The organism is Paenibacillus tundrae (assembly GCF_036884255.1).
Taxonomy (GTDB): domain Bacteria; phylum Bacillota; class Bacilli; order Paenibacillales; family Paenibacillaceae; genus Paenibacillus.
Genome location: NZ_CP145605.1, coordinates 4,917,507 through 4,933,333 on the forward strand (window position 1 = coordinate 4,917,507; position 15,827 = coordinate 4,933,333).

Sequence of the window (15,827 nt, forward strand, 5' to 3'; positions counted from 1 at the left end):
ACATGCCTCCATTTCCTTTTTTTCATGATTATACCATATGGTCGAGAATCTACTATCTATGTATCTGTAGAGTACGTTAAAGTAGAGTAGCGTAACTATAGACCAATAAACCCGCCATCCCTATTACAGGATAAGCGGGTTTAATTTTTTGTATCGTCAGCCAATTACAGTGAATTACAGTTGTTCACCATTGGATTCAATGACTTTTTTGTACCAGTAGAAGCTCTTCTTCGGTGTTCTGCTCAGATCACCATTACCATCATTGTCTTTGTTGACATGGATAAAGCCATACCGTTTTTTCATCTCCCCTGTGGAAGCACTCACAAGGTCGATACATCCCCACATCGTATACGCAATAAGATCTACGCCATCTGCAACAGCTTCTTTCATCTGCTCAATGTGGCCTTTCAGATAGTCAATCCGGTAGTCATCGTTAATGGAGCCGTCTTCCTCTACCACATCAACCGCGCCCAGACCATTCTCTACCACCATCAGTGGAACCTGATAACGGTCATACAGGTGGTTCAACGTGTAACGCAGTCCTTTCGGATCGATCTGCCAGCCCCAGTCGGAAGCTTCCAGATACGGATTTTTAATACCGCCCAGTAGGTTGCCTTCTGCTCTCTCCAGCGTCTCATCTGCACTTTCAACCAAAGACATATAATAACTGAAGGAGTAGAAGTCTACGCAACCTTCGCGCAGTGTCTGTGCATCATCCGGGTGCATCTCGATTTGGATACCTTGCTCCGCAAAGAAACGTTTAGCAAACCCAGGGTATGCGCCGCGAACCTGCACATCTCCACAGATCATGTTCGAAATCTGGTCCTTCTTCTGTGCGAGCAACATATCGTCTGGGTTACATGTATTCGGATATGTCGTCATGAAGGCGATCATACAGCCAATTTGGAAATCAGGATTGATCTCATGAGCAAGCTTCACTGCTTTCGCACTCGCAACGAACTGGTGATGCAATGCTTGGAAACGAGTCTGTGGCTCATCGACTCCATCCGTCAGCGTCTCTTTGCCTTCAAATCGAATACCACCCGCCATATACGCACCAAGCGGCATTGTCAGACAGTTGATCTCATTGAACGTCAACCAGTACTTCACCTGATCCTTGTAGCGGTTGAAGAGGGTTGTACAATATCGAATATAGAAGTCAATCAAATCACGGGATGCCCAGCCATTATACTTCTCAGTTAGACCAAATGGTGTCTCATAGTGAGAAATCGTCACGAGTGGTTCAATGTTATATTTTCTCAGCTCAGCAAAGACATTGTCATAGAACTTCAATCCCTCTTCGTTCGGTTCCAGATCGTCACCGTTAGGATAGATTCTTGACCAGTTGATCGACATACGGAACATTTTGAAGCCCATTTCAGCCATAAGAGCAATGTCCTCTTTGTAATGACCGTAAAAATCAACCGCTTCGTGGCTCGGATAATACGTTCCTTCTTCCAATACAGATGTAATGCGTCGTGGAGTCGTGTGCGTACCCCCTGTCATCATATCGGAAGTGCTTGGGCCTTTGCCGCCCTTATTCCATCCACCTTCAAATTGATTGGCAGCCGTTGCGCCACCCCAGAAAAATCCATCTTTCATTTTCATATCTTCGTTCCTCCTCTGTTCGTCTTTATTCGCTTAGCAACACTATATACCTAGTCTAACATCCATACCCTGACACCTTCTGTCATGGTATAATTACAACATGGAAAATAACCGATTATTCAGAATGCTACTGTTGTTATTGGAGAAAAAGAAATCGACTGCGCCTGAACTGGCACGGCTGTTTGAAATATCGGTACGCACCGTATACCGTGACATCGATCGATTAAGTGCGGCAGGCATTCCCGTGTATACCACAACCGGCAAACATGGCGGTGTACATCTCATGGACAACTATGTCATGGATAAGTCGCTTCTATCTGAAGATGATCAGAATGAGATTTTGTTAGGTCTTTATAGCGTGAGTGCCATCCCACATCTGAACAGTGCACATATGTTGAAACGGCTCACCGCCATGTTTGACCATGAGCTAGACTGGATTGAATTTGATTTTTCTCCTTGGGGTAGCATTCCCATGCAAGAGAGAGAACTATTTAACCAGGTGAAGCTTGCCATCCTCAGCAAGCAGCTTATGACATTTCATTATGTCGATTCAGACGGCGAGTCTAGTATAGAGACGATCGAACCAATCAAATTAATTTTCAAAAACAATACCTGGTACTTCAAAGGCTACGACCGCAATCGACCTCAACACCCCGAAGCCCAGACCTATAAAATGAAACGAATATCTGAACTCAAGCTGCGACCGAAGCTTATGGACGAGAACACAACAATTGAGGGCTCGGGCACAAAAGACCACATTGCCAACACGCCTATTTCGTTAAAGCTACAATTCTCAAGCGCAATTGCGTACCGGGCATATGATTATTTTGACCCCTCCCGGATTGAGAAACTGCCTGATGGTCAATTGCTTGTGTCGCTAGAGATTCATGAGGGCGAACGCTTATATTTTTTCCTTATGTCATTCGGCGCTGAACTCACCATTCTGGAGCCAACGTATATCCGGCAGGAACTGCTCCATCGCCATCGCATGGCTGTCGCACATTTACAGGAACAATGCAGCGATCCATCCAGTCTAGATCAGGAATGAATGGTATACTGTAAGAGATTGGGTTTGGAAACATTGTAGTTGTATGTTGTGGTATCCCGTCCGTCTATCCCCAGAAGGAGGTTTGTCCATGCAAGACATTAGACGTAACAATGTAGATCGATTTACCGGCTTTGGTGCGTTATATGACCAGAATCGACCATCTGCTCCCACCGAAGTTGTAGATATTCTAACGACGTATTTAGGTCATAAACCGCGTATGGTCGCAGATGTAGGCTGCGGAACAGGGTTATCCTCATGGATCTGGCTTCATGAAGCAGATCGTATTATTGGATTTGAACCAAGTGATGATATGAGAACAGTTGCCGAGTCCAAATGGGAGTCTGCAGGAAAACCGGATAACCTCCGATTTGTATCTGGCTTATCGCATGAGCTTGGCTTGCCTGACGATAGTGTAGACATACTGACTTGCTCACAGTCCTTTCATTGGATGGAGCCTCAATCGACTCTCTCCGAGTTCGCTCGTGTGTTGCGACCGGGAGGCATCTTCGCAGCTTACGATTGTGACTGGCCCCCTATGCTAGATTGGGAGCTTGAACAGGCGTACCAGCAATTAGTGCTTACCGCAGACAACCGAGCATTGCAACTATCCAGTCCAGAGAGTCAGGCTTATAAATGGAGTAAAGACGGACATCTAGGGCAGATTCAGCAATCGGGATTGTTCCGCTATGTTCGTGAGATTGTATTCCATCACCGAGAGACATTCGACGCAGACCGTTATGTCAATCTGGCTCTAAGTCAGGGTGGATTACAAACTGCTCTGAAGCTTGGTGCAGATGAAGTTCGGACTGCCGCAGATGAGTTCAGACAACTGGCAGTGAAGGTATTTGATGGGCATGCCAGATCAGCTTTATTTTCTTATCGCATGCGCCTAGGAATCGTATAATTTTATAAGGTATCATGATATAAATCTGTGAATAAGGAATGATGTACAATGCAGGAATTGAAGCAGGATCAGACCCTGATTGTGAGTACATTGGAAGCTTATTTTGACACCCCACATCGGGATATCCTGATGTCTCTTCCTGCCAAAACGGATGAGGAAGATTATGGAGTACCTCATAACATGCAAGTGGGTGAGGTCGATGAGGAAGGTTGGGTTCGTTGGGAGATGATACCCTCTACGGTTACAGAAGACCAGGTTCGAAGGTTAGAACAATTGCATGATCTTCCACTTCCGGTCCCTCCATTGTATTTTGCCTACCTTACAACCCGACATGTTCTAAATGTGTATCTGCGTTATGATCACTTCATGGTTGGGCTCCCGGATTTGCCATCAGACAATCCATTGCGGAGTTTACATACGTTATGGGAAACATGGGAGCCCTTGATTGCGCAGGGGTATATTCCTTTTGCAACCTACGAAGATGATGCAGGGCCTGTGTGTTGGGATACCCAGAATCCCACCGAGGATGAGGATTATGCTGTTGTTTGGTTTGACCACGAGGCTCTGGTTGGGCAGCCATCATGGACTCGTGCACAGCTTGCTCCATTAGCACAACCTTTATTTCCTTCATTTCGAACGATGCTAACCTCTCTATACTGAAATAAATCCCCAGATTCTGACCCTTTGATACAAGGGAAATCTGGGGATTATTAGTGTAGCATTAATTAGGAGGAGAACAGCTTATTCATCTGATCTTCCTGCACATTCAAAGCGAGCACTAACTTCGAAGGATCTTGCTTGGAATATATGACGTTAATGATATGCCCTTGTTGAACCTGAGGCAGCGCAGAGGATAATAACTCCTTTTGCGTAGTCACGTTAAATGTCTCTCCATTCGTCTTCGTCACACTTAGCGTAAGCTGTAGCTTCAACTTCCCTTCGCTTGCTCCCCCTAGTGGGGTAACGTCGAGGATTTTGGCCATCGCTTTCTCGCCTGTACGGGCGATATCCATCATCTCGGGAGACACGCCCTCCTGAACCATTTTCTCATTCAGTAATTCCTGCATATCCTGCTGCGACAATTGTCCATTCAGATCCAAACCCACCTTACGTTCATCTTTCTCAGATACTAGCAGTGGAATGAAGCTACCTGGCTGGAATTGCGCCATAGATGTCAACGGAATGATTGTCTTGAACGTGGTATCGTATTTCTCATGTCCCTTACGGGAGACGGTAACACCGATACGTACTTCAGGCTGTTCATTAATATAGGTTCCAGTCTGTTGTATACTTGTGATGACACCAAGGGCAGGTATCCCTGTCTTCACTCGGCTTCTGCCGAAAATAGCGCTTAGAATTGAAGGGACAAAAATCAACGCAAATCCCGTATAAATTGCAGGTCTATACCACCAAGCCTGCATCGTAATAAACGGATCATTCCACAGCTTTTCTGCCAAAAATGGCGAGAATCCAACACCAAACACAAGTAATAATCCAATAAGTCTCAAAAATCCTACCATAAGTACCACCCTTTCAATATCTATGTCTAATTGTTAAACGTAATATTATTTTAGTTCATCCCAGCATTTGTTCACACTAACGTTCCTGCTTATCAACCTAGCTTGGTAATAGTCCCATATAGATTAATTCAGATGGATTAGCGGGATTCTGACCTAGCCCAACACGATCCCCTACCCGTGGAATCTGCATCTTCGATACTAACGTCTCCAGTGTTCGTTGATATGTAGTCCCATTCGTCTCAGTCACATCCAGAACCAGGATAACGATCGGGTCGAAGTTGATTAGTTTCCCGGTATCCGTAGCCGCTACCACGACAGCAGTCGCTGTTAAAGGAAGCGAACCACTCGCACCTAGTTGTGCTTGCTTCGCAGAATGGATACTCTGGTTAATTGCCTCCCGATGTTCTTTAGATACCAGCCCCTTCATCATCATGCCAGTAAGTCCTTTGTTCATGACCTTGTCAGCCTTTGCAATCGCATCTTCCTGTTTGTTCTTTCTACTGAACCATCCCATGATGAGCACCTCTTTATTTGTGTTATTTGTTATATATTAAGTATAAACATAACGCCATGCTCTTGAATACACTTCTGAGTACATACAAAAGAAACGACGAATGAAGAGATTTACCCTTCACTTTCTCGCTCATTATGATACCTATTTCTTGATTCTCACAATAAAAGAGATGATAATCCTAACTTCAATTTGTCTTTCTGCATATTTTTTTGCGTAAGCGCCCTAAAGAGATGGGATCTGAGGCTTAAAATTAATTCACAGGGTGGGCACTATTACATCCACAACGAAGAATTAACAACTCAAATTCAAAGACTACTAGAGAATGGAAACCTCGCAAAAAATGATCAATAGGAACCTACATCAAGATAGCTATAACTTAAGCAAATTCATCTATTAGTACACCAAGCATAGGACAGCCGGAAGATTAACCAATCTATCCTATGTCTTTTTTCCTGTTGATCGATCAGACACATAATTCGACGATAAATCTTATTTATTACGTAGCAGATAGACAAGCTTACGATAATACATCGCTGCTTCCTTATACTTGCGCTGATCCTCCGACACGACCGCTAACCCTTCATATAAATGCTCTAGCCTTAGGGCATGCTGTGCCGATTCAAAATAAGGTAGACATGCCAAAGCTCGTTCCATAAATACGCCTTGATCCCCATGTGCTAGTGCGAGTTGACTTTGATAGAAGATTCCGCTCATCTGTTGATCCTGCGTCGTCGCACACTGCAGCAGATGATCCACACTTAGAGCAAGCATACCCCAATCTTTACGAGCTAAGGCGATTTCACAGCGATAAATGAGAATAAGTGGCTTCATGCCGTACTGTGTCTCTTCTGGCTCCTGTTGCAACAGTGATTCGAATCTTTCAATCTCGCCCATGGCCTGATCCAGCTCACCCGTCATCGTCAGCATGACGATCCGATTGTTCGCAATAGCGGTCATCAGCTCCCCCTGATTGCTGGTGTACACCAAGTTCGCCTCCGCCATCGTCAACGCCGAGAGCGCCTCTTGCACAAGCCCCATGGTGAAGCAATATCCACTATAAGCTACATACAGTCCAGATAAACGATGAAATAATCGCTGATCTACGACATGACGCATCGTCTGCTCAAACACCTGCTTGGCCTCTTCATACTGCCTAACCTGAATGTACGCTTCCATCTTGATGTTCTGCACGGACAACCAAAACTCGCTGCCTTGAGGAAGCAACGAACTAAGCCGGGTCGCATGTGTGAGAACATCCACAAAAGCGTGTTTAGAACGATAGTATTGTATTTTGTAGTATAACAAGGCTTTGTATAACGGACGTGGGAAATCCGAATCATCCGGACGACCGTATTTCTCCAGATAAAAGTTCAGGTATGAGCTATGTATATATTCATGTGCGGATGCATCATTTAATTGCTGATAATAGACTGCTTTCATCAAGGCAGTGGTTAACTCCACCGTAAGTGTATCATCCCGGTCATCCAATGCATGTACCGTCTCCTCTGTGATCGCCGAGGCGGCAACCGACAACTGGTCAAAGATCGCTTCGGCACGCGAAAGTGTCTGCTCATCCTGTGCAGCTGCAAGTAATAGGTATGATGGCTGCACCCCTAACCGCTCTGCGATGGCCTCTGCCAAGTCTTCAGGAAGTGCGTAGCGTTCTGCCAAAATATTAGCAAAGTGTGCCTGGGTAACCAGGCCATCCACAAGATCCTTGCGCGAGATTTGTTTCTTTTTACTTAGAAATTCAATTCGTTCCTTGAGCATAATTTTATGTATCCTTCCTATTATTCTGACAAGTGAAATGGATATATGATTATCTTCATGTTATGTACTATCATCGCAAACTCAAACGCCGAATGCCACACTATTCCTAAAAATGAATCAAACGGTTTCCGTTTCGGAGCCAATTGTTTTACAATAGGGAGGTATGTAACATTTGAGCTGAACATGAAAGGATGCCAATATATGATTATTAAACCAAGAACACGTGGTTTTATCTGTACAACCTCCCATCCTGTAGGCTGTGCTGCACAGGTACAGGAACAGATTGAATATGTTAAATCCCAACCTGAAATTAAAGGCCCGCGCAATGTGCTTGTCATCGGTGCTTCAACCGGTTATGGACTAGCTTCACGTGTGGTCTCTGCCTTCGGAGCAGGTGCCAATACAATCGGGATTTATCGCCCTAGCACGTCCACAGAGAAACGTACGGCTTCCGCAGGTTGGTACAATTCTGCCGCTTTTGAGAAAGCAGCCGAAAAAGCCGGTCTTCAATCGTACAGCATTACAGGTGACGCATTCGCAAACGAAACGAGAGAGAAAGCTGTTGAATTGATCCGTAGTGAATTCGGTCAAGTCGATCTCGTTGTATACAGCGTAGCTTCGGCACGCCGTGTTGATCCAAATACAGGCGAAGTGTTCAACTCCGTTCTGAAACCGATTGGACAATCGTACACGAACAAAACGGTCAACTTCCATACAGGTGAAGTTAGTTCAGTTACCTTGGAGCCAGCTAGCGAAGAAGAGATTCGCCAAACCGTAACCGTAATGGGCGGAGAAGACTGGGAACTGTGGATGGACGCATTACAACAAGGTGGCGTGCTGGCTGATGATGCTACAACGATCGCGTTCTCTTACATAGGGCCAGAGCTGACACAAGCCATCTACCGTGAAGGTTCCATTGGTCAGGCGAAGGATCATTTGGAAGCGACAGCGCACAAGCTGAATGATCGTTTGAGTACTACGGGTGGACGTGCTTACGTTACCGTTGCCAAAGCACTTGTTACTCAATCCAGCTCAGCTATTCCGGTTGTACCGTTGTATATTTCCGCATTGTACAAAGTCATGAAAGAAAAAGGATTGCATGAGGGCTGCATCGAGCAATTACAGCGTCTCTTCGCAGATCGTCTATACGCAGGTGGCAATGTGCCAACCGATGAACAAGGTCGCATTCGTATTGACGATTGGGAAATGAGAGACGATGTGCAGGAGGAAGTTGCGAAGATTTGGAACGAGCTGACTACAGATAATATCTATGATTTGTCTGATCTCGAAGGTTACCGTAAGGAGTTCTTCCAACTGTTTGGTTTCGAAACCGACGGCGTAGATTACGAAGCAGACGTTGATCCCAATGTAGAGGTGCCACACCTACGCTAATCCTAACTTGATAATATGTTAACTCTTAAGGGGAGTCTTACGGCTCTCCTTTTTGTATTGCTTTTCAACAACTCCACCGAGCAAAGACAAAATAAAAAGAAGCACCACCATCCTGGATCCGCTTCTTGTGTTTGACCTTTTGTAATTTTTCTTGTTTCGTGGGCATGATGCGAACATGCTGTGAAATTGCACCATAATCTTTGTTGTTTCTTCTGCTTTGTTCTGGACACCATTGTCCTGCAAGCTCTGCTTTGCGTAATGCCTTTTGTGTTTGTGTTCGTGCCATGATGACAACACACTCCTTGAATTGGGATATCCCCAATATACCATGTGCATCAGGAGAATGTGAAGGCATGAGTGCCTGGAGGCAGTACATCTTACCGACACATTCAACAAACTATTATTCTGTAGACAGGAAGCAATTTTTATTTGGCTGTTTTGGTCGCTTTCTTTTGCCGGGATTGCCACGTTTCAATCGGTTCGTGATCCTCTTCCTCAATTAATTCCATCGCCTCTTCGATTCTTCTCGATTTGAACAAAGTAATTAAGTCCATTAGATCCTCTCGATCCAGTAACTTTACACCATTCACAGCAGCGAGTGTTCGGCACGCCTCCGTGTATCTAGCCGACGTCAATACGATAGAACGATCTGCTTCATAATAACGCATGGATGTAAATATCTCCTGCACAGCACTTAGCCCTACAGGATGATTAGCCCCATATCGCTTCGCTTGAATGACATTTCTTCGACCCAATCTGTCCGTAAACACGAGGTCTGCTCCAAAATCTCGGCTGCTGGTCGTCTTGTGCACCTCGTCATATCCCATCTGTTGAAATAAATGAAATAGATACAGCTCGAATTCTGATCCATCCTGCATTTTATCAATGTCTCGAATTGTAATTTTGCGGGGATTAGCTTCTCTGCGTATGCGCTGCCCTCGCCCAATAATACGGCGAATAATCCATACAAATATGAGTAATGCAGCGATACAGCCGATGACCCAGGTGGTCCAATTGTCGTTCCAACTCATGTCTGTTCTCCTTGTCCATTCCCATATAGAGGTTGTTCAAAAAGTCCGCTTTTGATTACGAAGGATACCTAACGGCATCTCAGCGTCGAAGATGGAATTCAGCCGAAATGTCCGTTGCTCACGTAGTTTTCCCTACGCTCCGCTACTCCATTTCTATCTTCATTCCATCTTCTCGGTACTGAAAACCGACCTTTTTGAACACACACTTATAAAATGATGCCAAATCTATGATTCCTCTTCACCACCGGACTAAATATATCAGACTTCCACCTCGGCCGAAAGAAGATGAATTCCTTGTAACCGCCATAATTCTGCAAACAACTACAATTACCTATTTATATCGATAAAAGGTTACAGCCCATTAGGTTGAATTCAACTTGCTATAAATGGTAGAATTCAACAATCGGTTCTATTCGAACCGAAGAAAGGTGGTTTATAACTTGCATACACTTAGCAAACGAAATACCAAAACATGGGCTGCCCTTTTACTTAGCGGCATGCTCCTCTTCAGCATGAATACACCAAGCTATGCAGCAACTTCAACGGAAGCGCTGACCAAGCCTTTCTGGACTTCCTCATCTCTCATGCTCTCTGAAGTGAACGCTCAGGAAGACATTAGAATTAAGGAAATTCAAGCCGTACCCTCCAAAAATCTGGTGTACGTGCACTCTTATCAGCCTGTAACCAAAATCAACAGTAAAACGACGCTTGATTGGAATCTGGACTCACTCCAGGCACTGGATGCTACAACAGGTAAACTGAAGTGGAACGTTATTTTCCATGAGAAAAGTGGCCCTTATACTACATACTCCAATTCGTTGTACGCCGATAACGGAACAGCCTATGTATACATGGAATATTCCGATGGAACGAAAAAGGTATATTCCTACAATACGTCCGGAAAAACAAATTGGGTTAAAACGGTCAACGCGCCATCTAACTTATATCTAATGAATAACGGCACGTTAATGATCGCTTCCAGCACAGGGCCTCTATCGAACGGTTCTGTTCGTTCATCCATTTCACTTTATGACGCCAAGGGCAAGCTGATCACAGCGAAAACCATCAATGGTGCTGTGCTAAAAGCAGGTAATGACCGCATCGTTGTGGATGCCAGCAAGCAGACCAAAGTAGGCAACTACTGGCAGCAAGCGGCGAATCCGAAAGTGGAAATTTATGATCTCACGTTGAATCGTCTTTCCTTCTATCAATTCCCTGCGAACGCTAACACGATTGGAGACGGTGGCGGCGAATCTCTGGCTATCCTGGAGGACGGCTCAGTCATTATGCGTGCCAATTTCGAAAATACAGGCAATAAACTCATGGGCTTTGGTTCAGATGGTAAACTCGCTTGGGGTCGATCCATTGCCGGCAATGCTTTCGTGCAAACGGCAGGTAACGGATATACCGTGTTTACAGGCCAGAAGCTTGAGCTGTATACGATGAAAGGTAAGGTAACGGAGCGCATGTTCAAGGATCAGCAAGATGTATTAACTGTCGTTGATCATACACAGGATGGAAATTATAAAATTGTTTTTGCTAACACAGGATACATCCTTGATCCTACTACCTTGGAGAGCATTCACGAATATACATTTACCTCATCTCCTGAAGATATGAAGGGTTACTCCACCTATACGAATGATATGATTTATACCTTCAAGAACGAGACATTGTCCAAATATGTCCTGAACACAGCGAATAATTAATTCGTAAATGTTCATAAACATCTATTTTCGATCTGCTTCATTATAATGAAGTAATAGCTATTGTTTTTGCTTCATATCGATAAAACCAAAAATCCAGGAGAGTTCCAACCGGAACTTCCTGGATTTTCGCGTTTCGTTACCTTTAGATTCGTCGCTTTCAGATCACTACGACATTATTTCCAGTTCTCTTCAATGAATTCATCACGGCCAGATATCGCACGGTCTTCTTTATAATGCTTCTCGTTTTTCTTATGATAGTCTTGATGATAGTCCTCTGCCGGATAGAACACTGCTGCATCCCGAATCTCTGTTACAATCGGTTGATTGAAGCGACCGCTTGAAGCTACAGCCTGTTTGGACTGTTCGGCAAGCTCACGTTGGCGTTCATTATGCACAAAAATAGCCGTCCGGTACTGTGAACCTCGGTCCTGGAACTGCCCTCCATCATCGGTAGGATCAATCTGAGGCCAATATAGCTCCAGTAATCGTTCATAAGGGAATACCTCGGGATCAAAAGTGATTTCCACCACCTCGACATGCCCCGTCTCTCCCGTTTTGACCTGTTCATATGTTGGATTATCGACGTGACCGCCGGTATAGCCGGAAATGATACCATGTATGCCCGGTTGCTCTTCAAACGGTGTAACCATACACCAGAAACAACCTCCAGCAAATGTAGCTTTCTCCACTCCACCTCATCCTTTCTAATTAAGCAACACGCCCTAACAAAATTATAAGAAATACATCTATCGAAGTAAATATAATAACAAACAAGAGGTTGATGCAAATCCACTATTGTGGACTTCCATCAACCTCTTCGTAATCATCCGTTATATGATCGAGCCCTTGCGTTACCCACTACACCTTCAAGTGTGTTTGCAAGAATTCGCAGTATCTCGAATATCGTTACCCGCGGCTACGACCCATAGAACGGAAGATCAAGCTCACGATGGCTACCAGTACGATCGCACCGATTAATGCCGGTACGATGAAGAATCCGCCCATTTCTGGACCCATATCTCCCAGAATGACTCCACCTAACCATCCACCGATGAAACCAGCTACGATGTTACCAATTACACCGCCGGGAATGTCACGACCAACGATAAGTCCTGCCAACCATCCAATGATACCACCGATAATTAATGACCATAACCAACCCATATCATTCACCTCTAATTAAAAGTTTTTGTTGTTGTCTGTCTACTATTAACCGCTACGGAAGCATTTAAACACCTATACGAAATTTGTTGAATATTACCTTATTTCCATAACACTCATTTCTAGGCTGCTACCCACGACGGTATCGGATTCATTTTCGATATAACTTCCGGTAACTGATTACTTACACAGCAGAGCTGTTTTGTACCTCCCGAAAGTCATTGTATGTCTTACCAGACAACCTTAGTATAACCAATTGAGATTTATAATATTTTGGGCGTTATCCGATCATCATTCTCCAACAGGATACGGGCAGATCAATAAAATCCAGCACGTCCTTTTCCAGGCTGCGTCATCCAATTATGCTTGTGGCTCTTGTCCAACTCACCACGCATGGCTTGAATGATCTTCATCGTATCTACCTCTCCGTTCTGATGCCATTCCAATGCTGTACTAACATAAAGTTCTCCTAGCTGTGCGAGTGAAAAGGAATCCGTCAAACGCGCTGCTTCCTTCGTGCCTTCCTCACCAGCGAACACTGCGAAGCCCCGCTGCTGCAAATATTGCAGGCGAAGCGCCTCGTCTGGCATTGGAATCTCGTACGCTCGGTCGAAACGTCCGGCACGGTTCATCAGACCCGGATCTATTTTTTCTGGATAATTCGTTGTCCCAATTAAGAAAATCCCTTCTTTGGATGTAGCGCCATCCAGCGTGTTCAGGAAAAATGAACGCACCTCCTCCGGCATGGAATCAATATCCTCAATAATCAGCACCATCGGTGCTAAACGCTTCGCTGCGTCGAACACATCACGTACTGATTCACTATTTGTGTACTCCGTGATCTGCCAATAAGCGGCAGGCCCCGGAATGCTTCCCGCAATGGATTTCACCAGTGTCGTCTTACCGTTACCTGGATGGCCATAGAGGAGAATTCCACGTTTGTAAGGGATATCGTAATCCCGATAGAAGGAGCGATCCGCTTCGAAGAACTGATCCAGTGAGCGGAAAATATCTTGTTTGATCTGAGGCGATAATACCACCTCATCTCTGGTCACTGAACGAGTAATCGACTCTGAATGACGGTCACTGCCATTGCGCGCATCGGTGTACACCGTTACTTTTTTCATATTTTGCTGTCGTTCACGCTCACGTACACTGCCCAGGAATTGTTTCAGCTCTTCTTCGCCGATGGCAAAAACAAAGTCCTCGTTATATATCCCATTCTCCCGAAAGAAAGGGATACGCACAAGCGCCACGCCCCAGCTTGGATAAGCAAATACATTGTTGCGGATAGAGTAATGCACGCCGTAAGATGGTACATCTCCCTCGTCGTCATAATGTAATGTACGCAGCTCCAGATCATCGAAAATTCGAGCTACAATCTCTACTTCAGGATTATCCGTGCGTAGATCCTCTCTCAGCAGATCCCAATATTCGCTATTGGGATCATCGCTCGCAAACAGTTCGTAGCGAGTTCCGTATCGCTCATAGAGTGCCTGCGAAATGCCGCGAATGAGACGTGCATATGCTGAATATCCTTCAATTCGACCATCATTATGCTCATCAAAGGCATAGATCGCTCTCGGTGAATTCGTTTGCTTCACATGTTCCTTGTGTACTGTCATTATTTAGCTCCCTTCACAGCGGCAAGCGGTTTACATTTGGCGACAACTTGAGCCAACCCCGCGCCGGTAACACTATCAATAATTTCATCAACATTTTTATAAGCCTGTGGTGATTCATCAATAATCGATTCTAGTGAAGGCTGATTGACAACAATCTCATTCTCTGTACCTACACCCAGCGCGCGTTCAAAATCCGCCAAAGTGACTAGACGCTTCGTTGCATTACGTGAACGGATTCGTCCCGCACCATGACAAATGGAATAGAAGTTATCCGCTCCTTGCGGTTGACCAACCATGATATACGAAGCTGTGCCCATAGAGCCTGGAATCAGCGCAGGGTGTCCAGTCCCGAGATATGGCTTTGGATTATCAGGATGATGCGCTGGCAATGCACGTGTTGCCCCTTTGCGATGTACGAAGACCGAGCCTTGATCTGCATGGGATTCTTCCCAAGCATAGTTGTGCATCAGATCATACAGTGTACGGAATTCGCACTTGGATCCAAACACTTCACGGAAGGCTTCACGAATGGAGTAAGCAATCAAGTGACGATTCACCACAGCGTAGTTTAATGCGGAATACATCATATTCACGTAATGGCGTCCTTCGGCATGCTCCAGTGGAGCAAAGACTAGTCTTGGGTCAGATGTTCCGAGCCCGTTTCGTTGCATCATTTTGGCGATTGCTGCTGAACTGGTCTGGCTTATATGCCCTCCCCAAGTGCGGGAGCCGGAATGGATCATCACTACAATTTGTCCGTCAACTAACCCCCATGCTTCAGCAATATCACGATTCTCCTCGGCGATTTCAATCGCTTGTATTTCGGCAAAATGATTTCCTCCGCCCAACGTACCTAGCTGACGGTGGGAACGATGCCATGTCATATCTGGGACAAGGTTCAGCACTTCTTCATCAAATGTGAACTTACTGCTTTCTACATGGGTAATAGACGTAGACTTCTTAGGGGTATAGCCGTCCGGTATATATTTCTTCGGTAATCCGTGTAATCCTTTGCGAACAATGTGCTCTAATCGAATGTCAGAATAATGCCCCCGCTGGTTCGCTTCCATAGGCAGTACCTTTTCAATCGCTTTAACGAGTTTTCGGCGTAATTTTACATCTTTCAAATCATCTTTATGCAAATTGGTCATATGCACCCTCATGCCACAGCCAATGTCGCTGCCTACAATCGAGGGGGATACGTACCCATTGGTCGCATCCCATACTGCTGTTGTTCCAATGCATGTACCTACACCGACATGCACGTCAGGTGTATAGCTCATATACGAAATTCCGGGGATCTGCAAATTGTTATTGGCCATCTCGAACACTTTATAGTCCAGAGAGGAGAATAGCTGTTGTGCGGCATATACGGTTAGATCCCCCGCCGGCAACTTGACCTCATGCCGGTATCCGCCCAAGGAATCATTGGCATCCGCAAATAAATTAGGTTGTGTATTCATAAAATTGGTTTATTCCTTTCATTTATCCGTAAGTTTTAAAGATTTTCTAACATTGCCGTAATATCCAGATTCGTTGTCCCTC

At 45.0% G+C, this 15,827-nt stretch carries 15 protein-coding genes; 5 read left to right on the top strand and 10 right to left on the bottom strand.

Annotated elements, in window-relative coordinates; genetic code table 11:
- Positions 1–174 precede the first annotated feature (174 nt).
- Positions 175–1,608 (bottom strand): glycoside hydrolase family 1 protein, encoded by a 1,434-nt coding sequence (locus V6W81_RS22125; RefSeq protein WP_056701393.1) that lies wholly within the window; start codon positions 1,606–1,608, stop codon positions 175–177.
- Between the two features lie 100 nt (positions 1,609–1,708).
- Here V6W81_RS22125 and V6W81_RS22130 point away from each other — a divergent pair, with 100 nt between their 5' ends.
- The 3 genes from V6W81_RS22130 (at position 1,709) to V6W81_RS22140 (ending at position 4,220) form a co-directional block, all read left to right on the top strand.
- Positions 1,709–2,656: a helix-turn-helix transcriptional regulator gene (locus V6W81_RS22130; RefSeq protein WP_260985334.1), complete on the top strand. Its 948-nt coding sequence runs from the start codon at positions 1,709–1,711 to the stop codon at positions 2,654–2,656.
- 88 nt (positions 2,657–2,744) lie between these two features.
- A complete protein-coding gene (locus V6W81_RS22135) occupies positions 2,745–3,560 on the top strand; it encodes a class I SAM-dependent methyltransferase (protein ID WP_338540416.1) in 816 nt (271 codons plus the stop codon).
- Between the two features lie 48 nt (positions 3,561–3,608).
- A complete protein-coding gene (locus V6W81_RS22140) occupies positions 3,609–4,220 on the top strand; it encodes a hypothetical protein (protein ID WP_338540417.1) in 612 nt (203 codons plus the stop codon).
- 65 nt (positions 4,221–4,285) lie between these two features.
- Here V6W81_RS22140 and V6W81_RS22145 read toward each other — a convergent pair whose 3' ends face one another.
- The 3 genes from V6W81_RS22145 to V6W81_RS22155 all read right to left on the bottom strand — a co-directional run bounded on the left by V6W81_RS22145 (position 4,286) and on the right by V6W81_RS22155 (position 7,364).
- Positions 4,286–5,080 carry a hypothetical protein gene (locus tag V6W81_RS22145; protein WP_338540418.1) on the bottom strand — a complete coding sequence of 265 codons (795 nt, stop codon included), beginning with the start codon at positions 5,078–5,080 and terminating at the stop codon, positions 4,286–4,288.
- A 97-nt stretch (positions 5,081–5,177) separates the two neighbouring features.
- Positions 5,178–5,594 (bottom strand): hypothetical protein, encoded by a 417-nt coding sequence (locus V6W81_RS22150; protein ID WP_056701385.1) that lies wholly within the window; start codon positions 5,592–5,594, stop codon positions 5,178–5,180.
- 489 nt (positions 5,595–6,083) lie between these two features.
- Entirely contained in the window at positions 6,084–7,364 is a 1,281-nt protein-coding gene (locus V6W81_RS22155) for an XRE family transcriptional regulator (protein WP_338540419.1), read from the bottom strand.
- A 201-nt stretch (positions 7,365–7,565) separates the two neighbouring features.
- On the opposite strand from V6W81_RS22155, the gene fabV reads away from it, so the two are divergent.
- Entirely contained in the window at positions 7,566–8,756 is a 1,191-nt protein-coding gene (fabV, locus tag V6W81_RS22160; RefSeq protein ID WP_338540420.1) for an enoyl-ACP reductase FabV, read from the top strand.
- Between the two features lie 64 nt (positions 8,757–8,820).
- Here the strand turns inward: fabV and V6W81_RS22165 are convergent, their stop codons facing one another.
- Positions 8,821–9,042 (bottom strand): hypothetical protein, encoded by a 222-nt coding sequence (locus tag V6W81_RS22165; RefSeq protein WP_145046872.1) that lies wholly within the window; start codon positions 9,040–9,042, stop codon positions 8,821–8,823.
- A 139-nt stretch (positions 9,043–9,181) separates the two neighbouring features.
- On the bottom strand, positions 9,182–9,787 hold the full coding sequence (locus V6W81_RS22170; RefSeq protein ID WP_338540421.1) for a restriction endonuclease: 606 nt from the start codon (positions 9,785–9,787) through the stop codon (positions 9,182–9,184).
- Positions 9,788–10,227: 440 nt separating this feature from the next.
- Here V6W81_RS22170 and V6W81_RS22175 point away from each other — a divergent pair, with 440 nt between their 5' ends.
- On the top strand, positions 10,228–11,496 hold the full coding sequence (locus V6W81_RS22175) for a PQQ-binding-like beta-propeller repeat protein (RefSeq protein WP_338540422.1): 1,269 nt from the start codon (positions 10,228–10,230) through the stop codon (positions 11,494–11,496).
- A gap of 173 nt (positions 11,497–11,669) precedes the next feature.
- Here V6W81_RS22175 and msrA read toward each other — a convergent pair whose 3' ends face one another.
- From msrA to V6W81_RS22195, 4 genes are all read right to left on the bottom strand, one after another.
- The gene (gene msrA, locus V6W81_RS22180; protein ID WP_145046878.1) at positions 11,670–12,185 is read right to left on the bottom strand and encodes a peptide-methionine (S)-S-oxide reductase MsrA; all 516 of its coding nucleotides are present in this window, start codon (positions 12,183–12,185) and stop codon (positions 11,670–11,672) included.
- 217 nt (positions 12,186–12,402) lie between these two features.
- Positions 12,403–12,660 (bottom strand): GlsB/YeaQ/YmgE family stress response membrane protein, encoded by a 258-nt coding sequence (locus tag V6W81_RS22185; RefSeq protein ID WP_056701367.1) that lies wholly within the window; start codon positions 12,658–12,660, stop codon positions 12,403–12,405.
- Positions 12,661–12,974: 314 nt separating this feature from the next.
- Entirely contained in the window at positions 12,975–14,282 is a 1,308-nt protein-coding gene (locus tag V6W81_RS22190) for an AAA family ATPase (protein ID WP_338540423.1), read from the bottom strand.
- Positions 14,282–15,745: an RtcB family protein gene (locus V6W81_RS22195; RefSeq protein ID WP_338540424.1), complete on the bottom strand. Its 1,464-nt coding sequence runs from the start codon at positions 15,743–15,745 to the stop codon at positions 14,282–14,284. Before V6W81_RS22195 ends, V6W81_RS22190 begins: the two co-directional genes overlap by 1 nt.
- Positions 15,746–15,827: the final 82 nt, after the last annotated feature.

Bases quoted from the DNA above. Each gene is read 5' to 3' on its own strand.
- V6W81_RS22125 (WP_056701393.1), bottom strand. From the start codon at position 1,608: ATGAAAATGAAAGATGGATTTTTCTGGGGTGGCGCAACGGCTGCCAAT.
- V6W81_RS22130 (WP_260985334.1), top strand. From the start codon at position 1,709: ATGGAAAATAACCGATTATTCAGAATGCTACTGTTGTTATTGGAGAAA.
- V6W81_RS22135 (WP_338540416.1), top strand. From the start codon at position 2,745: ATGCAAGACATTAGACGTAACAATGTAGATCGATTTACCGGCTTTGGT.
- V6W81_RS22140 (WP_338540417.1), top strand. From the start codon at position 3,609: ATGCAGGAATTGAAGCAGGATCAGACCCTGATTGTGAGTACATTGGAA.
- V6W81_RS22145 (WP_338540418.1), bottom strand. From the start codon at position 5,080: ATGGTAGGATTTTTGAGACTTATTGGATTATTACTTGTGTTTGGTGTT.
- V6W81_RS22150 (WP_056701385.1), bottom strand. From the start codon at position 5,594: ATGGGATGGTTCAGTAGAAAGAACAAACAGGAAGATGCGATTGCAAAG.
- V6W81_RS22155 (WP_338540419.1), bottom strand. From the start codon at position 7,364: ATGCTCAAGGAACGAATTGAATTTCTAAGTAAAAAGAAACAAATCTCG.
- fabV (WP_338540420.1), top strand. From the start codon at position 7,566: ATGATTATTAAACCAAGAACACGTGGTTTTATCTGTACAACCTCCCAT.
- V6W81_RS22165 (WP_145046872.1), bottom strand. From the start codon at position 9,042: ATGGCACGAACACAAACACAAAAGGCATTACGCAAAGCAGAGCTTGCA.
- V6W81_RS22170 (WP_338540421.1), bottom strand. From the start codon at position 9,787: ATGAGTTGGAACGACAATTGGACCACCTGGGTCATCGGCTGTATCGCT.
- V6W81_RS22185 (WP_056701367.1), bottom strand. From the start codon at position 12,660: ATGGGTTGGTTATGGTCATTAATTATCGGTGGTATCATTGGATGGTTG.
- V6W81_RS22190 (WP_338540423.1), bottom strand. From the start codon at position 14,282: ATGACAGTACACAAGGAACATGTGAAGCAAACGAATTCACCGAGAGCG.
- V6W81_RS22195 (WP_338540424.1), bottom strand. From the start codon at position 15,745: ATGAATACACAACCTAATTTATTTGCGGATGCCAATGATTCCTTGGGC.